Source organism: Rhizobium sp. Root1220 (assembly GCF_001426265.1).
GTDB lineage: Bacteria > Pseudomonadota > Alphaproteobacteria > Rhizobiales > Rhizobiaceae > Rhizobium.
This window is the reverse complement of record NZ_LMDG01000013.1, coordinates 40,091-55,818: the sequence shown is the minus strand read 5'-3', so window position 1 is coordinate 55,818 and position 15,728 is coordinate 40,091. Positions and strand designations below refer to the sequence as shown.

The 15,728-nt window shown below is 57.4% G+C and carries 12 protein-coding genes, 4 pseudogenes and 1 other annotated feature; of the genes and pseudogenes, 4 read left to right on the top strand and 12 right to left on the bottom strand.

From position 1 onward, the window contains the following. Positions 1 to 377: 377 nt before the first annotated feature. The 5 genes from ASC90_RS12310 to ASC90_RS12285 all read right to left on the bottom strand — a co-directional run bounded on the left by ASC90_RS12310 (position 378) and on the right by ASC90_RS12285 (position 3,234). Positions 378 to 677 carry a DUF982 domain-containing protein gene (locus ASC90_RS12310; RefSeq protein ID WP_056540418.1) on the bottom strand — a complete coding sequence of 100 codons (300 nt, stop codon included), beginning with the start codon at positions 675 to 677 and terminating at the stop codon, positions 378 to 380. Between the two features lie 74 nt (positions 678 to 751). After that, positions 752 to 1,231 (bottom strand): Hsp20 family protein, encoded by a 480-nt coding sequence (locus ASC90_RS12305; RefSeq protein WP_056540417.1) that lies wholly within the window; start codon positions 1,229 to 1,231, stop codon positions 752 to 754. A gap of 584 nt (positions 1,232 to 1,815) precedes the next feature. Beyond that, positions 1,816 to 2,151, bottom strand: a complete 336-nt coding sequence (locus tag ASC90_RS29090; RefSeq protein WP_056540411.1) for a hypothetical protein — start codon at positions 2,149 to 2,151, stop codon at positions 1,816 to 1,818. Between the two features lie 205 nt (positions 2,152 to 2,356). Then, positions 2,357 to 2,809 (bottom strand): alpha/beta hydrolase, encoded by a 453-nt coding sequence (locus tag ASC90_RS29085; RefSeq protein WP_056540409.1) that lies wholly within the window; start codon positions 2,807 to 2,809, stop codon positions 2,357 to 2,359. Between the two features lie 143 nt (positions 2,810 to 2,952). Continuing rightward, entirely contained in the window at positions 2,953 to 3,234 is a 282-nt protein-coding gene (locus ASC90_RS12285; RefSeq protein ID WP_056540405.1) for a hypothetical protein, read from the bottom strand. A gap of 417 nt (positions 3,235 to 3,651) precedes the next feature. On the opposite strand from ASC90_RS12285, the pseudogene ASC90_RS28785 reads away from it, so the two are divergent. Both ASC90_RS28785 and ASC90_RS12275 read left to right on the top strand, forming a co-directional pair. Further along, a pseudogene (locus ASC90_RS28785) lies at positions 3,652 to 3,965 on the top strand (aldehyde dehydrogenase family protein); the annotation flags it as partial. A gap of 231 nt (positions 3,966 to 4,196) precedes the next feature. Beyond that, entirely contained in the window at positions 4,197 to 4,697 is a 501-nt protein-coding gene (locus ASC90_RS12275; RefSeq protein WP_056540399.1) for a GyrI-like domain-containing protein, read from the top strand. 328 nt (positions 4,698 to 5,025) lie between these two features. Here ASC90_RS12275 and ASC90_RS30390 read toward each other — a convergent pair. After that, positions 5,026 to 5,171 (bottom strand): annotated as a pseudogene (locus ASC90_RS30390) (pyridoxamine 5'-phosphate oxidase family protein); the annotation flags it as partial. A 759-nt stretch (positions 5,172 to 5,930) separates the two neighbouring features. Next, positions 5,931 to 6,086, bottom strand: a complete 156-nt coding sequence (locus tag ASC90_RS29315; RefSeq protein ID WP_200950885.1) for a hypothetical protein — start codon at positions 6,084 to 6,086, stop codon at positions 5,931 to 5,933. A 156-nt stretch (positions 6,087 to 6,242) separates the two neighbouring features. On the opposite strand from ASC90_RS29315, the gene ASC90_RS12265 reads away from it, so the two are divergent. Further along, complete coding sequence (locus ASC90_RS12265; protein ID WP_056540392.1) at positions 6,243 to 7,043, top strand: class I SAM-dependent methyltransferase; 801 nt, start codon at positions 6,243 to 6,245, stop codon at positions 7,041 to 7,043. A gap of 1,109 nt (positions 7,044 to 8,152) precedes the next feature. On the opposite strand, the gene ASC90_RS12255 is transcribed toward ASC90_RS12265, so the two are convergent. Together ASC90_RS12255 and ASC90_RS12245 are read right to left on the bottom strand one after the other, a co-directional pair. Continuing rightward, a protein-coding gene (locus ASC90_RS12255; protein ID WP_156392909.1) for an IS3 family transposase occupies positions 8,153 to 9,384 on the bottom strand; the annotation gives its coding sequence in 2 pieces (ribosomal slippage) (positions 8,153 to 9,093 and positions 9,093 to 9,384; 1,233 coding nt in all). Then, positions 8,984 to 9,100 (bottom strand) — a sequence feature (AL1L pseudoknot). Its footprint overlaps the gene before it by 117 nt. A 97-nt stretch (positions 9,385 to 9,481) precedes the next feature. Further along, complete coding sequence (locus tag ASC90_RS12245) at positions 9,482 to 10,588, bottom strand: Fic family protein (protein WP_056540381.1); 1,107 nt, start codon at positions 10,586 to 10,588, stop codon at positions 9,482 to 9,484. A gap of 201 nt (positions 10,589 to 10,789) precedes the next feature. Here ASC90_RS12245 and ASC90_RS28780 point away from each other — a divergent pair. Continuing rightward, positions 10,790 to 11,065, top strand: a pseudogene (locus tag ASC90_RS28780) (hypothetical protein); the annotation flags it as partial. Positions 11,066 to 12,502: 1,437 nt separating this feature from the next. Here the strand turns inward: ASC90_RS28780 and ASC90_RS12220 are convergent. The 3 genes and pseudogenes from ASC90_RS12220 to ASC90_RS12210 form a co-directional block, all read right to left on the bottom strand. Beyond that, positions 12,503 to 12,733, bottom strand: coding sequence for a hypothetical protein (locus ASC90_RS12220; protein WP_056540369.1), 231 nt, complete (start codon positions 12,731 to 12,733; stop codon positions 12,503 to 12,505). A gap of 56 nt (positions 12,734 to 12,789) precedes the next feature. Beyond that, positions 12,790 to 13,114 (bottom strand): annotated as a pseudogene (locus ASC90_RS12215) (DUF892 family protein); the annotation flags it as partial. A gap of 805 nt (positions 13,115 to 13,919) precedes the next feature. Then, the gene (locus tag ASC90_RS12210; protein WP_056540367.1) at positions 13,920 to 15,602 is read right to left on the bottom strand and encodes an arylsulfatase; all 1,683 of its coding nucleotides are present in this window, start codon (positions 15,600 to 15,602) and stop codon (positions 13,920 to 13,922) included. Positions 15,603 to 15,728: the final 126 nt, after the last annotated feature.

Here is a 15,728-nt window from a genome sequence, read left to right as displayed (position 1 = left end):
CCGTTGCTCAGATCGAGGGCTTCCGCCCCTCAATTCAGGCGCTGTCCTGGCCTCTTAGAGGCACGGGAAATCTGTGCCGTCCGCAGTGCTCCCACTGCGACCAGCCCTTACCCTTGTGTGTGGGGATGAGTGGACGCTGATCGCCTCGATCCCGATCGGGAGACCCATCCTGAAGAATTTATCGAACAGGACCGTCTTCGGGAACTGCCTGTCCATTATCGACGTCGAGGAAATCAGCAATATGCTCGTCGGCGCCCTTCCTGCTCCATCGTCACGTTCGTTCAACGGCATCTCTCCTGGGCCTTTGCTGCATCAAGACTCCGCCTACCCCTTTGTTCACCTCGACGTCCGCGTTCAATGATCTCACTCTCATCATGTCAGTGGATATGAGGATCGCTGCTGGATCTGCCGCAGGTTGCCACCAGCATATCCAGATCGGGGGCAAGAACGTCGTGCCGTTCGGCAAAGGCGACGAACAGGCCGCGCGCGGTTTCGGCTTCCACAAGACCGTTCAAGGCCGTGAGACAAGCGTTGGCGGCAACAGCGTGCGCCCCGTCACGACTGGCAGCCGGCCAGTCCATGAGAAGCTGGTAAGCGTGTAATACCGATTTTACCGGCGTCGGAATACCGAGGCCGATCAGAACGGTCACTGGTGTTTTGAACGTATCGGGTTTCATGATGTCTCTCCGTTTCAAGCCCGATTGTTGAAATGGAGGGGCGCCGACCTTTTCGGCGCCCCGGACGTGAAGGTTTACGCGGCCCTCGAGGCTTCAACCTGAACTGGATTGCTACTGTTCTCGCCCAAAGACCTCGCCGTGCCTATCTCGATCTTGCGTGGCTTCATCGCTTCGGGGATTTCCCGCACGAGGTCGATCGAGAGCAGGCCATTTTGAAGGTCGGCACCCGTCACCCGCACATGATCGGCAAGTTCGAAGCGGTGCTCGAACGGCCGGCCAGCGATGCCGCGATGCAGATATCCGTCCGCCTTAGCCTCGCTTCTCTTTCCGGTGATCGTCAAAAGGTTCGACTGGAAGGTGAGATCGAGATCGTCCTGCGAGAAGCCTGCGACCGCCACCGAAATACGGTAGCTGTCATCGCCCGTCTTGACGATATCATAGGGCGGCCAGTCACTGATGGAGCGGGCGCGCTGGGCGTTTTCCAGCAGGTTGAAGACCCGATCGAAGCCGACGCTTGAGCGAAACAGGGGTGCGTAGTCGTAAGCTGTTGCCATAACCATATCCTCCTTTGAAGCAACATGGACATGAAGGCGAAGGGATCGCCTTTGGTTCATCCGGTCCTCGATGAGCGACCGTGACAATCGATTTTGGTGGTCGTCAATTTGGTTTCAAGAGTCGGTCAAAAATATTTTTTTTGACAGCGATAACAACGGCGACGAAGACCACCGCTCAGGAACAGCGCGTTTTCTTGGCTCCGGGGTCAGCGCTTGGTCGCGGCGAGTTGCCGGTCGAAATCGGCAGACTGAAGTAGTCGCGCCACAAACTGGCCATACCACTCTCGATAGTAATCGCCCTCATCACCGGTTGGATAATCTGGCGACCGTTCCCCTGGGTGAAGACGTCGACACGCTCGTTCAGGACGACGTTACTACACGCGGCTATGTTCGTGGCTTTCCAGTCGGCTCCAAACGCCTTGCTGATGCCGACGTCCGCGTTGCGCTTTTGGACGCTGTCGCGGCAGGCAGCAGCCGGTTGAACCGGTGGCGCAACCGGCCGCCTATGCTCACTCCACAGCCGCCAAAGTCTCGTCCAGCCAGTCATAAATGCGCGCATAAGCCAGACGGCTGGCACCAACTTCTCAGTGGGCACCCGCTCCTTCAGCATCAGTGAACCGGATCAGCGTCTTGGGGCAGGTCAGGTGGTCGTACAACTGCTGGGCTTGTCCTTGGAAGAACAGGTCCTTCTCCGCCTCGTAGACCAGGGTCGGGCCGCGAATTTGCTCAGCGATGCCGTCACGCAGGTGGTAGTCCATGCAGGCCGCCATATGGGCGCGCGGCGTATCGCAGCCGTAGGCATACATGCCGTGGGTGAAGTACCACTTCGCCACGGTGTTGGTCTTCATGGCGTGGTCCAGTGCCGCGTCCAGTTCCGGCGCGGCCGACGCGACCAGGGCCGTGCGGGCGGTCTCGCGCATCTAGGGCGGAAGCATGCCGATCGTGGTGGCGCCAAGATCGTAGACCCCGTCGTCCGCGATGCACGCAGCCAGACGATGCTCGAAAGCGGCCGCGCGCGGCGACATGTAGCCGCCAAGGCTCTCGCAATGGAGCGCGATCCGCTTGGGATCGACCTCCTTGCGGGTCAGGGCGTAGTCGACGACCGGGGTGACGACGCTCTCCCAATTAGGGCGGAAGTGCGGCCCTGCTTGTGAATGGCTGAAAATTGCCCCGGCCCGTCGAACACCAGGACGTTGTAGCCGCGCTCGACCCCGGCGCGAGCGCCCATAAGTGCATCTCCTCAGGCGACCCGTCGAAACCGCTGTTGAGCAACAGCGTCTTGCGAGTCTCGCTGGCCGTATCAGCGTGGTGGAAGTAGCCGGTCAGTGTCGTGCCTTCGAAGGGGATTTCCACAGGCTCGATCGGCGGGGTGAACAGAGGCGCGGCTTGCCGGTAGCAGGCCGTGCTCAGTTTGAACGCGCGCTTCACGCGCGGGTCGCCCGCATGGGCATGCAGGAAGAACTCGGCGCTGCGGTAGTAGTTGCAGGCGCGCAGGAAATTGTCCCGCGCACTGATCTTGTGGCCGCGCCGCAACTCAAGCGCTGCGAAAGGCATCGGATTGCCGAAGGTAGGTGCCATTTCATTGCGGTGCAGCTCTCAGTGAGACTAGTGATGGAGCATTCGGCGATCTCTAAAGCCTCACCGAGCGGAACTCCGCATTCCTTCCAGTCTTCTCTGCATGATCAATATTGGAGCGCCGAAGGCGATCGATCCGGAACAGGTCAGCGGTCATTAAGAACATGAGATATGATCTCTCCCTCGATCTCAGAACAGATCGTCGCGTATTCGAAGATCATCGCCTGATCTTCGTCCGTCTTCCGTCGCAGGGCCTCCAAGGTATAGCTGGCTTCGTCATAGGCTTCGAAAAGATCGTCGAAACGATCGGATCTCGCAGCCATTATCTGCAGCCGACCCCGCATCGCCGGAAGCTTCAGCATCAACCGCCACAGACCGCGCTGAGCCCCTGCTGAATTCTGTGTGCGGCCCCCGCCAGCCCTTGTCATGGGCGCTCCCCTCCGTGTGCGGAAACTATCGGGTTTCTCGACAAAGGACGTAAGTACGTTACTGTAAATAGCCCCCGAACGGCCGTTTACGGGGTCATACACACTAACGCACTCACCCAACCGACCTTGACGTCCAGCCTGCCTCGTTACTTATCGTGTGGAAGGCAGCAATGGTGTCGGCGTATCTGTCTCATGTTGGCCGCAGGCGACCGGGGAAGCGTCGGCGGTGCCGACTTGAAAGTGCTATGAACCCCAAACCGCCTTGGAAAGAACTTGCCTGCGAATTCGGCGATTGTGTCCGCAGAGACAAAGGTATTGGCTTCCTGCAATTGCTCGAAAGAGACCGACGTTGTCTTGTGGCATGACGAGGAGGTCATCGACTTGTGCGTTTCCTCGCGGGCCTACCTTCGTCGCATCGAAGCCTGCACGACCGCCAAGCGCTTCAATGTCCAATCCGGCATCCATGAGCCTTTGCCGAAGGATTGACGTAGCGCATGGCAGCATTGAACGTTGGATCGGGTGTCGACGCGGACACCGAGTGCGGTTCGATGATCACCAGCAAAGCCGTTCAAAAATAGCCGTTTGGTCGACGATGACTATAGCAGTGGGTATAATCGCGCTCAATCGTGGGCTTGTATCCGATCCGGCAGCACCGTTCGGTGGTTAGTGGTCTCGCCCGCGAAGGCGGGCAGCACCATGGAGTTGCCAAGTATATCCCCACAAGTTTCTAACGTGTTCGGACTCTGCCGTGCGCCGGGCCGGATCGAGTGGGGTCTGGGGCCGAAGCCGTCTTCCCCGATGTGGGCCACGACGGCATTGCCCTCCACGCGTGAAGACCACCCCCGTGGTCCAGCAAAAATCCTGACCGCAATCTCCAAGCACCCGATGTCATCCTTGATGCGTGTACGCGACAGTGTCGGAATGGGCGATTTAAGGCCGTCTTACTTCAAAGGGAGGAAACCATGCTTACTTTGCCAAAGATCATTCAGCGGCCGGAGCAGCGGTACGTCGCTGTTCGCCGAGACGCCACCATACCGTTCGGCGAGATCGTCGGACCTGCTTATGATGAGCTCTTCGCCACGCTCTCTGATCGCGGTGAAAGCACGACCGGTCTTCCCTTCATCAAATACAATCGCATAGCTATGCCGCATCTCGAAATCGAGATTGGCATTGTCACAGGAATGTCCGGTTCGGCGTCCGGGACGCTGTTATGCGGCGTGCTACCGGCCGGGCGATATGCCACAACAACCTACACCGGCCCCTATGACGACCTCATGGACGTCACCGCCGTGCTGGTGGGATGGGCAAAGCAAGTAGGCTTGGAATGGGACATGCGGTCCTTGCCTGATGGAGATCGGTTCTCCTCGCGGGTCGAATTCTACGAAAACGACCCATCTGCAGAGCCCGACCCGCTCAAGCTTGTCACCACCCTTATGTTCAAACTCGCGGACGCGACAGGGTAAACCGGACTGTAAACTTATCGGCCTTGGGAAGTATGGATGGGGAGACACGGCATCGGGCCACCTGGAGATGGCGATCTCGATCCGTCTGCTGTTGCTCGCCGTCGCGATGGTGGACGGAGCTGAAACTGTCGCGCTGAGGTGATCATTTGCCGCTGTGGGCCGACAGCTGTCATCAGCAGGTCACGCGTTTACGCCAACACCGGACATTGCAGTGGGTGAGAGACCTCTTAACTCGAATATTTACGCCAGCCGTGACGCTTCACTAAGGTTGGCAGCTAGCAGAGAACTTTCATCCGAGAAAGACTAGAGCCTCGGCGGTTTTGGGAAGCGCGATCTCCTCGTCCTTGTGGCTCTCGACGCCGGTGAGGAAGTAGATGGCATTTCGATCCGGTCCGCATATCCCGACATCGGTCTGGCATCTAGAACGTCGCCCGTCTGTGTCGTCAGCATGCAGAACCCGATCTCATCGAGCATACCTTTTGAATGTCGTCGTCGTTAATTGCCATCTTTATTTCTTGATTGCTTAGAGACCGGATCCTCGTGCGAACGCTCCGACGCACCCACTTACTGGTTGTGGACTTGCGGAGCGTTCGTGCCGGAACTGCTCGGTGTCGATCGCCAGGTGTCAGACACAAGAAGGCCAATCATTACGAGGAATAGGGCGAGGCCGACGGTCGCCCAGATCGAAATCCCCCGCTTCTTTCCGGAGTCCGGTGTCCGCCGCCCTTGATAGGGCGTTCGCTCCGGCTCCAGGTCGAACTTCGGGGACCCGCTCATTGCGCGGTGAAGAAGGTCAGAAGCACTTTGCCTTTCTCGCCGAGAAGGCACACGAAGCGATCCGGCATTTCGATCTTCTCCTTGCGGGCGATGTAAGCTTCGCCCATTACCAATCGATGAGTTCGCCGACGATCCGGAACTGACCATTAAGTTCGATCTGATCGCAGTGGACGGGGTTGACGTGGAGGCTGCCGCGGTTGAAACGACCGACTATTTGAGGTGTCCTGGCCGACCTCGTTTGCGACTTCCTTTATGAAATTGCCTGAATCGGGCTAAAGCTGTAGAACATGGATCAAGCACTGCGATGGTCAACTGACAAGGCCGACAAGACTGCAATCGCAGACGACATGGCGGGGGCACGGTGTTGGGCGGCGAGGCTGGCTCGTTCGTTTTGTACGCTCATCGTCAGCTCCGTCGACTGCGTCTAGCTTCGCTCGCTCGACCGACGCTCCATGATTAAAGGCCGAAGCAGCGCAGTGAAAGCAGGTCGTCGAGCGTGGGGTTGAAGCCGAACAAAAGGAACGACCACACGGGTCGCGTCGCGAAGACAAGGCCAAGGCCAAACCCGGCCCAGATCAACGCAGTGCGGAGTTCACGCAGCATCTCAGCCATGGTGCCGCGTCATGATCATTACGCCGACGGTGACCATCGCCCCACCCCAGACAAGGAAGCCGACGTTTGACCTGATGCGGCCTTCGAGCGACCACCGTGAATTGCCTTGGTCCACAGAGCAAACGGATTATACTTCTTCTGGAACGGAGAGCTGCGATGGCGTCAAGCTTCAGCATTCAGAGGGCCGATGGATACGAGCAGCTCATGGGGCGATGGAGCAAAGTGCTTGCGCCTAAGTTCATCGCGTTCGCTGGACTTTCCGATAGGGAGAAAATCCTGGACGTTGGCTGCGGAACAGGCAGCCTGACCTTCGAATTGGCCCAGCATGCCCGCCTCCATGAGATCGTCGCAATCGACTTCGCCGAAATCTTCATCGACGAAGTAAAACGGCTCAATTCAGATTCGCGCATAAAAGCCAGCCAGGCAGACGCATGCAATCTTCCCTTTGAGAATAGCGGATTCGACCGGGCGTTGGCGCTACTGGTACTGCACTTCATCCCAGAGGCAGGCAAAGCAATCGCCGAGATGCGCCGGGTCGTCCGTCCGGGTGGCGTTGTCGCTGCAGCCGTGTGGGATCATTATGGCGGCATGCCTGGAATGCGTATGGTCGTTGATGCAGTGGCATTGCTCAGCGAGCACGGCCGTCAGCTTCGCACCCGTTACTGCTTCCAACCAATGACCCAGCCCGGCGAGCTGAAACATGCATTTGTCGAGCAGGGTCTTCTGCAGGTTACCGAAACCGAGCTGTTGGTTCGGATGGAGTATAAGAATTTCGACGACTTCTGGGTACCGATTGCTGCGGGAGAAGGGCCGCTCGGGCATTATATCGCCTCGCTGCAGCCGTCCGAGCGCGATCGGACGGCTGCAGCAGTACGGGATGCCTACGAGGCGGGGCAAACCGACGGCCCAAGATCGTATGTGAGTATCGCATGGGCATGCCGCGGGATCGCGCCCTAAATCGTTTAAGCTGCTCCCACGCCTTGAACGGATCCGAACCACAGACCTGTTGATTTTTAGCATAGAGAACAGGCTGATGTCCCGATACCGCGCGACCACGTCAGGCATTACCGAACTTTAGGATTTTTTTCCGCGGTCGATGCGGTCCGTTTCACGTTGTGACTTCCGCTTCGTAATCGTGGCACAAGACGGAGGACACGTGATACTCGGAGGCCTGACATGAAGTTAGCTGCGAAGGGGAGTTGCCACTGCGGCAAGGTTGCGATTTTGGTTGCCTATGCTCCCTCCGCCGTAACCGAGTGCCACTGCACGATCTGCCGCCGCTACGCCGCACTGTGGTCCTACTACCCGGTTGCAGATGCCTCGTTTGTCGGCGACACCGACGTCTATGCGTGGGGTCAAAAGAACGTTGCCTTCCATCGCTGCGGAAACTGCGGTTGCGTGGTTGGATGGACACCCCGTGGCGACTACCCCGAACGCGCCGTCAACGCGCGGATGCTCGATGCGTCAAAAGAACGTTGCCTTCCATCGCTGCGGAAACTGCGGTCAGAACGTTGCCTTCCATCGCTGCGGAAACTGCGGTTGCGTGGTTGGATGGACACCCCGTGGCGACTACCCCGAACGCGCCGTCAACGCGCGGATGCTCGATGGTTTCGAGTTGCTCGCACGTCATTGCTCTCATCAAGGCTACGACCCGGCCCGGTGGCGTCTTCGGCATTAAGGGCAAGTTTACCTTCTCGTGCGGGAGCTGCTCAGAGAGAACGGCATCGAGATGCCTGTTCCCAGAGTCCCTATCCACGGCGGGCCCGGCGGGCGGGCAGTCGGTGTGGATAACGAAGCTGTGATCACACAAGCCTATCTCCCCCAAAAAAGGGAAACGGCCGCCTCCGCAGAGGAGGCTTAGGCTTCACGCTCAGGACCTGATCCGTTAAAACAAAGGGATTATCGGGTCGTGCTGACGTGCCTGGTTCGACAAGCCGTTTCATAAAAAGAGGCGTAACTTTAAAGAACTTGCTAATCCGGTGACCGAGCGTCAGAGCTTGTGTTGCTCGACCGCGGTGAAGCGCAATATGAACCGCCCCGAGTTTCCGGAGACCGTTTGGTTTAAGTTATGCCGCCATGGCTGGCGCGTCCAGCATGGCGTAATATCGTTCTTCGGCCTCGGCAGGTGGAATGTTTCCGATGGGCTCAAGAAGACGCCTGTTGTTGAACCAATCTACCCATTCCAGCGTGGCGAACTCCACGGCCTCGAAGTTGCGCCACGGCCCACGTCGATGGATGACCTCGGCCTTGTAAAGACCGTTGATCGTTTCGGCGAGAGCGTTGTCGTAACTGTCGCCAACGCTTCCGACAGACGGCCCGATGCCTGCCTCCGCCAACCGCTCAGAATAGCGAATGGACACATATTGCGAGCCGCGGTCGGAATGATGGACCAGTCCGCCACGGTGGACGGGCCGCCGATCATGAAGTGCCTGATCGAGGGCATCGAGCACAAAGCCCGCATGGGCAGTCCGGCTTGCCCGCCAACCGACGATGCGGCGAGCGAAGGCGTCGATCACAAAAGCCACGTAGACGAAACCCTGCCAGGTCGCCACATAGGTGAAATCAGAAAGCCAGAGCATGTTCGGCGCGGGCGCGAAGAACTGCCGGTTTACCCGGTCGAGCGGACATGGCGCGGTCTTGTCGCTGATCGTCGTGCGGATCGGTTTGCCGCGAATGATGCCCTGCAGTCCCATTGCCCTCATAAGCCGAGCGACAGTGCAGCGGGCGATGTCGTAACCCTCCCGTAGCAACTGTCGCCAGACCTTGCGCACGCCATAGACCTGGAAGTTCTCGTTGAACACCCGGCGTATCTCGACCTTCATGGCAATGTCGCGTCGGGCGCGGGCCGACAAACGGTCCACGTCCGTGCGCTTGGCGATGACTTCATAATAGGTGGACGGGGCAATCGGCAGCAGTCTGCAGATCGGCTCGACCCCGAGCACCGAGCGGTGTGCATCGATGAAGGAAATCATCGCTTCAGTGGGCGGTCGAGCTCCGCCATCGCAAAATACGCAGAGGCTTTGCGCAAAATCTCGTTGGCCTGACGAAGTTCGCGGTTCTCCCGCTCCAGAGCTTTCATCTTCTCCGCGACGTCACTCGGCAAACCCGCAGGCTTGCCGCTGTCCACCTCGGCCTTCTTCACCCATTCATTGAGCGTATGCGCCGAGCAACCGATCTTTGCGGCTATGGAAGACACAGCCGCCCATCGCGAAGGATGCTCCGCTTCATGCTCGACCACCATTCGAACGGCGCGGGCGCGGACTTCAGGAGAAAACTTGTTTGTCGTCTTGCTTGTCATAGACCCTACTTCTCACGAGTTGGGGTCTCCGGCAAACTCGGTACGGTTCAGTTCACCTAGATAGTGACCTCGGTGGAATCATTAAACTGGCAACAATTTATTTCTGTAATGACAGCGAGTAGCGGGTATGCCGACGTTCACCCGTACGCGTAAGTGCACCGATCTCCACGAGCTGCTGTAGATCGCGTGTCGCTGTGGCGCGGGAAGTGTCTGTGATCGCGATGTAGTTTTCTGCACTTAGGCCCCCCTTGAAGCCTGCCGCGCCTTCCCTGAAAATGCGCGCGACGACCTTTTCCTGCCGCTCGTTAAGCTGACCCCGAAAACGGTCGTAGAACTTTGCTTTCTGAATGAAGAAATCTATGCGCTCAAGCGTCGCCCGTTGAGCCTGCAGGATAGTTTCCGAGAAGAAAATGATCCAATCTGTGATATCGAGTGTGCGCTGGTGGCGCTCAAGCTCGGAATAATAGGCCTTTCGGTTTTTCTCGATTGTGAAGGCGAGTGATATGAGACTTGGTTGTCCTATGTTTTGCGCCAGTGATTTCTCAGCGAGCGCGCGCCCGATTCGGCCATTCCCATCCTCAAATGGATGTATGCTTTCAAAGTAGAGATGGCCAACCGCTGCACGAGTTAGAGGTTGAAGTGGAGTTTGGTCGGTTGGTCCAGATCGATTGAACCATGCGATAAAGGTCTCCATCTCAGCTGTAACTTGGCGAGATCGGGGAGCCTCGAAATGGATTGTAGGTTTATCAAATCGACCTGACACAATCTGCATGGCGTCTTCATGCTTGCGGTAAGCACCAACCGTTTCAATATATCGATTTCCGGCCATGAGCATTGAGTGCCAGTGGAATAGTTTCTCATGATGCAGCGGCCCCTGCCAGGTTCGGTAGACATCCGCCATCATCTCGGCGATCCCCCGTTCTTGGGGACGGATCTGTCGATCATCGCTATTGAGCCCGAACTGCCGGCGGAGTGATGATTGGACGCTTGCGCGGTCAAGAAACTCCCCCTCAATCTCCGAGGTCTTGATCGCTTCGTCGCTCAGCAATTCAATGCGAAGCTGGCTGCTGTCGTCCTCGTTGAAATGCCGAACAGCACCGATAACCTCGCCGGCGGACTGCAGGAATTTCTGCTCCAATGGCACCAGGCTTGCACCGTCGTACCTGAAGTTTGGCCAATCGGCGTTCTGCCAGTTCCATTTCATGAGTTATAGCTAGCCTTTCTATCACTCATGATTATTGCCGAAAATGAGTTATTGCAAGCCTATCCATTGCTCAGCGCAACGATCCGCAGCCACTCTTCGAGCAGCCGCGACCGATAGGCACCCACCTACACACATTTTTTTAAAGGGTGCCCCCTATTTCCGCTCGCCCTCAGCATTGGTGCCGAGAGAAACGGAATAAGCATGACCAAAAACGATCTTTCATCACATCATTTTCAGCGAAAAATCTCAGAATTCTGCGCACGGCGCATCGCACCGACCGCCTCCAAACGAGTACTGGAGAATATTCGGCCCTATCTAACTAGCTTGATCATCTATCGAAAGTCCCCTCCGATCCTGAATGGTCATATCGACTGGACCACGATCGGTCAGGCCTGCGGTATCGAAGCTGAGCTAACAGCAGAATTGAAGAAGCAACTCCGGCCAGGCCTGGACGCGATCATCCGGTGGCTCGGTGCAGCGTCAGCGACTACACGTGCCAGGACGGCACGCGTCTGGCGGTGCGTCTCCTCGGTGACCGCGCTTCGGTAACTGTCAACGGCGCTTCCGCGGTCAAGCTCCCCTCTACGAGACCAGACGGCACGACCTATTCGAACGGCCAGCACACGCTGACCATTGTACAGGGACAACTATCATGGGGCGTTGGCCGAGCCGTGCCGTCTGCATGTACCGGCGGTTGAGTGTCTCGGGCGGTCAAAAACATGGCGGGCAGACGACTCAAGATGGCGAGGACAGTTCGCCTTTGCCTAGGGGTCAGTAAAAAGGTTTCATCGACTACCCGGCCAGAACTGGCTTACGGGCAGGAATGGTCATCGCTTCGAGACTGTAACATGGCGCCCGTCCAGACCGCGCGGCTTGGGGAATTTGTCAATAAGCTCCGCCTCAAGGCGACCGTTTCAGAGGCGTTACCGCACCCCCAATTCCAGGATGCAGCTGTGCGAAGATACGGCTCCTCCGGCCCCTTCATACTTTTCTTTTGGCTAGAGAAGAAGGCAGAGCGGCGCGAGCTGCAGTGTCATCGGCCTCTGCCGCCAACCTCGCGGCACGCAAACGAGCAGTCTTCGCTTCACGCGCGGCGCGTTGAGAATCGATAAGTGCAGTAGCGACTTGATGAGTCTCAGCGAATTTTTCGCGACGCTCAATTTGGGTCATGGACATCCTCATAGCGCCAGCTCTCCCGAAGTATCCCCAAGTGGGGCAAGGCGCTGGGTCAATAAGGGGACGAGACATTCCACGGCGTACTTGGACTGAACCAAATCGACGACTACGTTCAACGCCCTGCGTCCCTCGACGCTGTCTATGTCCCGGTGATGCGCACGGCACCACTCCCTGACAGCTTCGGTGACGAGTTCGATTTCGGAATCACTAAGTAAAATAAGGGATTGCAGCATCTTCGTGCTCCTCCGCTCGACGGCAAGAGCAAGTAGTAACTCCCAAGCGACCTCTACCATCAGAGTGGGGTCGATGGCACAGACCGTACGCTTTACTCGTGATAACGCAATAAACTAAGACATAGCTCGGAGATTAAACGGACCCGAGGCTGGGTCTCCATGTGGTAGGCTGTCGTCCCAGCCGTGGTCACGACAGTATTGCTCCCCGGCACGGATGGCAGCCTTCTGGCTTGTGAAAGGGCCGAGCAGCTTAAGATCATCGCGAAAACTGACGACAACGGTGCGCTCGACGAGATCAAAAACCAGCTGCATTCCATATTCATAAGGCATCTATCAGTACTCATTTCTTTACTGCGGCGGCAACGTGAGTGTCCGCAGTCCGGTTCCACGAAAAGCATAGAGCCTGAAACTTTGAGGTCTGCGCTCGGGCCTCAATGATGTCATGGGGAAGGCGTGGATGAGCAGATTGATTGCTCCGGTAACGTGCGGCGGATCCTGCCTTTTGCTATTGACGACTCCCGGGACGGCTAACTACCTGCTGCCTCAGCCGGTCGAACCTGGTGCCGAAGGTTGCCACTTGCACCATGATGGCCTTCGCCTTGTCGACGGCAAGGGTATCGGAGGGTGACGCATTCGTGTCGGTGAAGAGGACCGAGATTTTTTCTTCTCCTTCACCGATGAATTCGACGGCAGTGCCAGAAGCAGTGCGGGTAATAGTCTGCTTGATGATTTGCATTCTCAGTTCCTTCGAAATACGTGCGTCGCCAAGCCAAGCCACGCACGCCTGGCTGCTCAGGCACCTTTTGCGTTGACCGTGGTCTCGGCTATTTCGGAAAGCAGTTCGTCTGTTGTCTCCTCCTCGTTCAGGGTCGCTGCGAGAAGCTCAGCAACGTCATCAAGACCAAGGGTTTTCGCCCAAGTGACCCTCGTGCCGTAACGGCTGATCTCATAATGTTCCACGGCCTGCGCCCCCGCGAGAAGGCCCGATCAAGAGCATCTGTTCCCTTGAATTCTTCATGGCTTCCTTGCTTTCCTCGATGATCCCGAGGATGGCATTGCACGTCTTTTGTTGCGCAGGCTTGCCGATCAACTCGAACACCTGTTCCAGGCGTTCGATGTGGGTCTATTAAATGTGCGGAGAGAATGGGTATCTTGGTTTTCATCGAAGCGATGCACCTCCTCCCGCGGCAGGCTTTTTGTTTTCAGGCCCGGCGTGATCAGCGCCCCAAATCGAGTTGCGGTTCTTGTCCGCACCCAAGGTGATGCTCTAGGAGCCGCACTGGACGTTTGAACGGGAACACCGAGGCAAAGTAGGAACTCCGCAATGTCCAGCATCTGGTCGACGCCCGAGACGGCTCCCGACACTGTCGGGCTGCGTGGCACTTGGCCGGCGGCTACGCAGTGCAAGCGTACGCGCTGCTGGACGCTTTGACCCATGCGGTCCACCCCAAAGGCCCGACGTCCGCCCCCAAGCGTGCCGGGCTTTGGTAGAGGAGACCGTGATGGCTAATGAAGAGTTGAAAAGAGGGTTCACGGGAACACCTGCCGACCAACCTGGAAGGCGTTCGAAAAGTGCTAAATTTAGCGCTACGCGGCAACTCTGGGAATTTTTCCATTTCTCGAAAGTGACGCTAAACTCGTGGTCTCCACGCCGCATAACAGCACCGTCAATTGTTTCGTTGAATTAGTTCAAATTAATTTGTGGGCAGGAGGCACCAGCACCAGTCACTTGTAGGCGTCATAGGTTTACACCCCGACTGATCTTTATTCGACAATCTCCGACAGAAAACTCGCTGTTGTACACGTAAGCCATTGCGATCTTGATAGAAGATCAATGGAAGCGACCCGTAGCGCGCCAGCTCGTTGGTACATTTCAATCAAACGGGCGGCCTGTTCGGCCACCCGTGTCGCGTCGGCTTCGCTCAATTGCCCGGCTTGTTCTTGATCGCCGCGTCAATCTGGCGCTTCACAGCTTCCAGATTGAAGGAGGCGGGGTCCTGCATCGGCGGATAGTCAATCGCCGTTAGCGCAAGTTTGCCGACTTCCTGCTGAACGCTGACGAACCGCCAGAACTCACGAGCATAGAAGTCGTTCATATAGCCACCGCCGAGGTCATTGAGGCTTTGCCCGCCAATCGATGGCGTCCGTTCGAAGGGATCCTGACGGATATTGACCATCGTGGGCATGTCCGTCGTGACCTTCGCACCCGGCCAACCCTGTGGCTGCTGGAAGAACTGGTACTTGAAGTCATCGATGCGGACCGCACCGAGCTGAGGGCCACCGAAATAGAAGAACTCGTGACGTGCCGATGGTGATTTGCCAGTCAAAAGGTCCAGCTGGTTGTAACCATCAAGGTGGTTCTTGTAGGTCGCGTCACCCAGCTTCACGCCTTTGAGCAACTGGTCGGTAATGTCGGGGTTTCCAGCCGCTGCCACCAAGGTGGGGAACCAGTCCAAGGCGGAGAATATACCGTTCTCTACCGTCCCCGGTCTGACCTTGCCGGGCCAACGGATGATGGCTGGGGCACGGAAGCCGCCTTCCATCACAGTTCCCTTCGTGCCTTTGAACGGTGTCATGCCGCCGTCGGGCCAAGTGAACACTTCAGCACCATTGTCGGTGGTGAAGATGACGATGGTGTTATCGGCCTCGCCGGAGTCCTCGACGCATTTCATGAGGGCGCCGATATTGTCATCCATTTGCGCCATGCCGGCCTCTTCGAGACCGTAGTTGGTCTGGCTGTTCATCATCGCCTGGTACTTCGGCGACAGGAACGTCCAGACATGCATGCGGGTCGTATTGTGCCAGAGAAAGTAGGGTTTTCCGTCGGTCTTGGCCTTGTCCATGAAGTCGCATGAAGCCTTGACCAGCACTTCGTCGAACGTCCCCATGTCGTATTTGGCCTTGGGCGTTATGTCATGCATGTTCGGCACGTTGGACATGTCAGGGTATGGCGCCAGCGGTCCTTCGTCTACGATCCGCTGCTTGCCGATCGTGCCCCAGCGCGGCTGCTCTGTTGCGTCGTCCGTGGTCGTGGCGAAGCTATGCACCAGATTACGCGGCCCGATCTTGTCACGGTACGACTGGTCGTCCGGGAACGAATACCAATAGGGATCCGACATCGCGTCGAGGTGATAGAGGTAGCCAAAGAATTCATCGAAGCCATGCAGGGTCGGCAGAAACTTGTTCAAGTCGCCGAGATGGTTCTTGCCGAATTGGCCGGTAGCATAGCCTTCGGGCTTGAGCGCGGCGGCGATCGTTGACGCCTTGGCGGGCATGCCGACATCTGCGCCCGCCTGTCCGACGGTCGTTAGGCCCGTGCGTAGCGGGATCTCACCCGTGATGAAACTCGCCCGCCCGGCAGTGCAGCTTGCTTCCGCATAATAGTCGGTGAACATCATGCCGTCTGCCGCCAGTTTGTCGAGGTTGGGCGTCTTGCCGGACATGATGCCGCGATGATAGGCGCCGATGTTGAACCAACCGACGTCGTCGCCCATGATGACGAGGATATTGGGTTTGGGAGACTGTTGCGCCACCGCCGATCCGGCGAGCGCGGTCGTCAGCGCTGAAGCCAGGAGACCGAAGCAAAGGTTTCTCATGCTGCTCATATTGCCTACTCTCCGTTTTATAGATTGCATAAGGGCATAAAGGTGCCCCACCTCATGTCGGCGGATATGTTGGCGCGATGGTACGTGACAGTTTGCAATCGAAAAGTATTACGCCCGAAAGGAGTG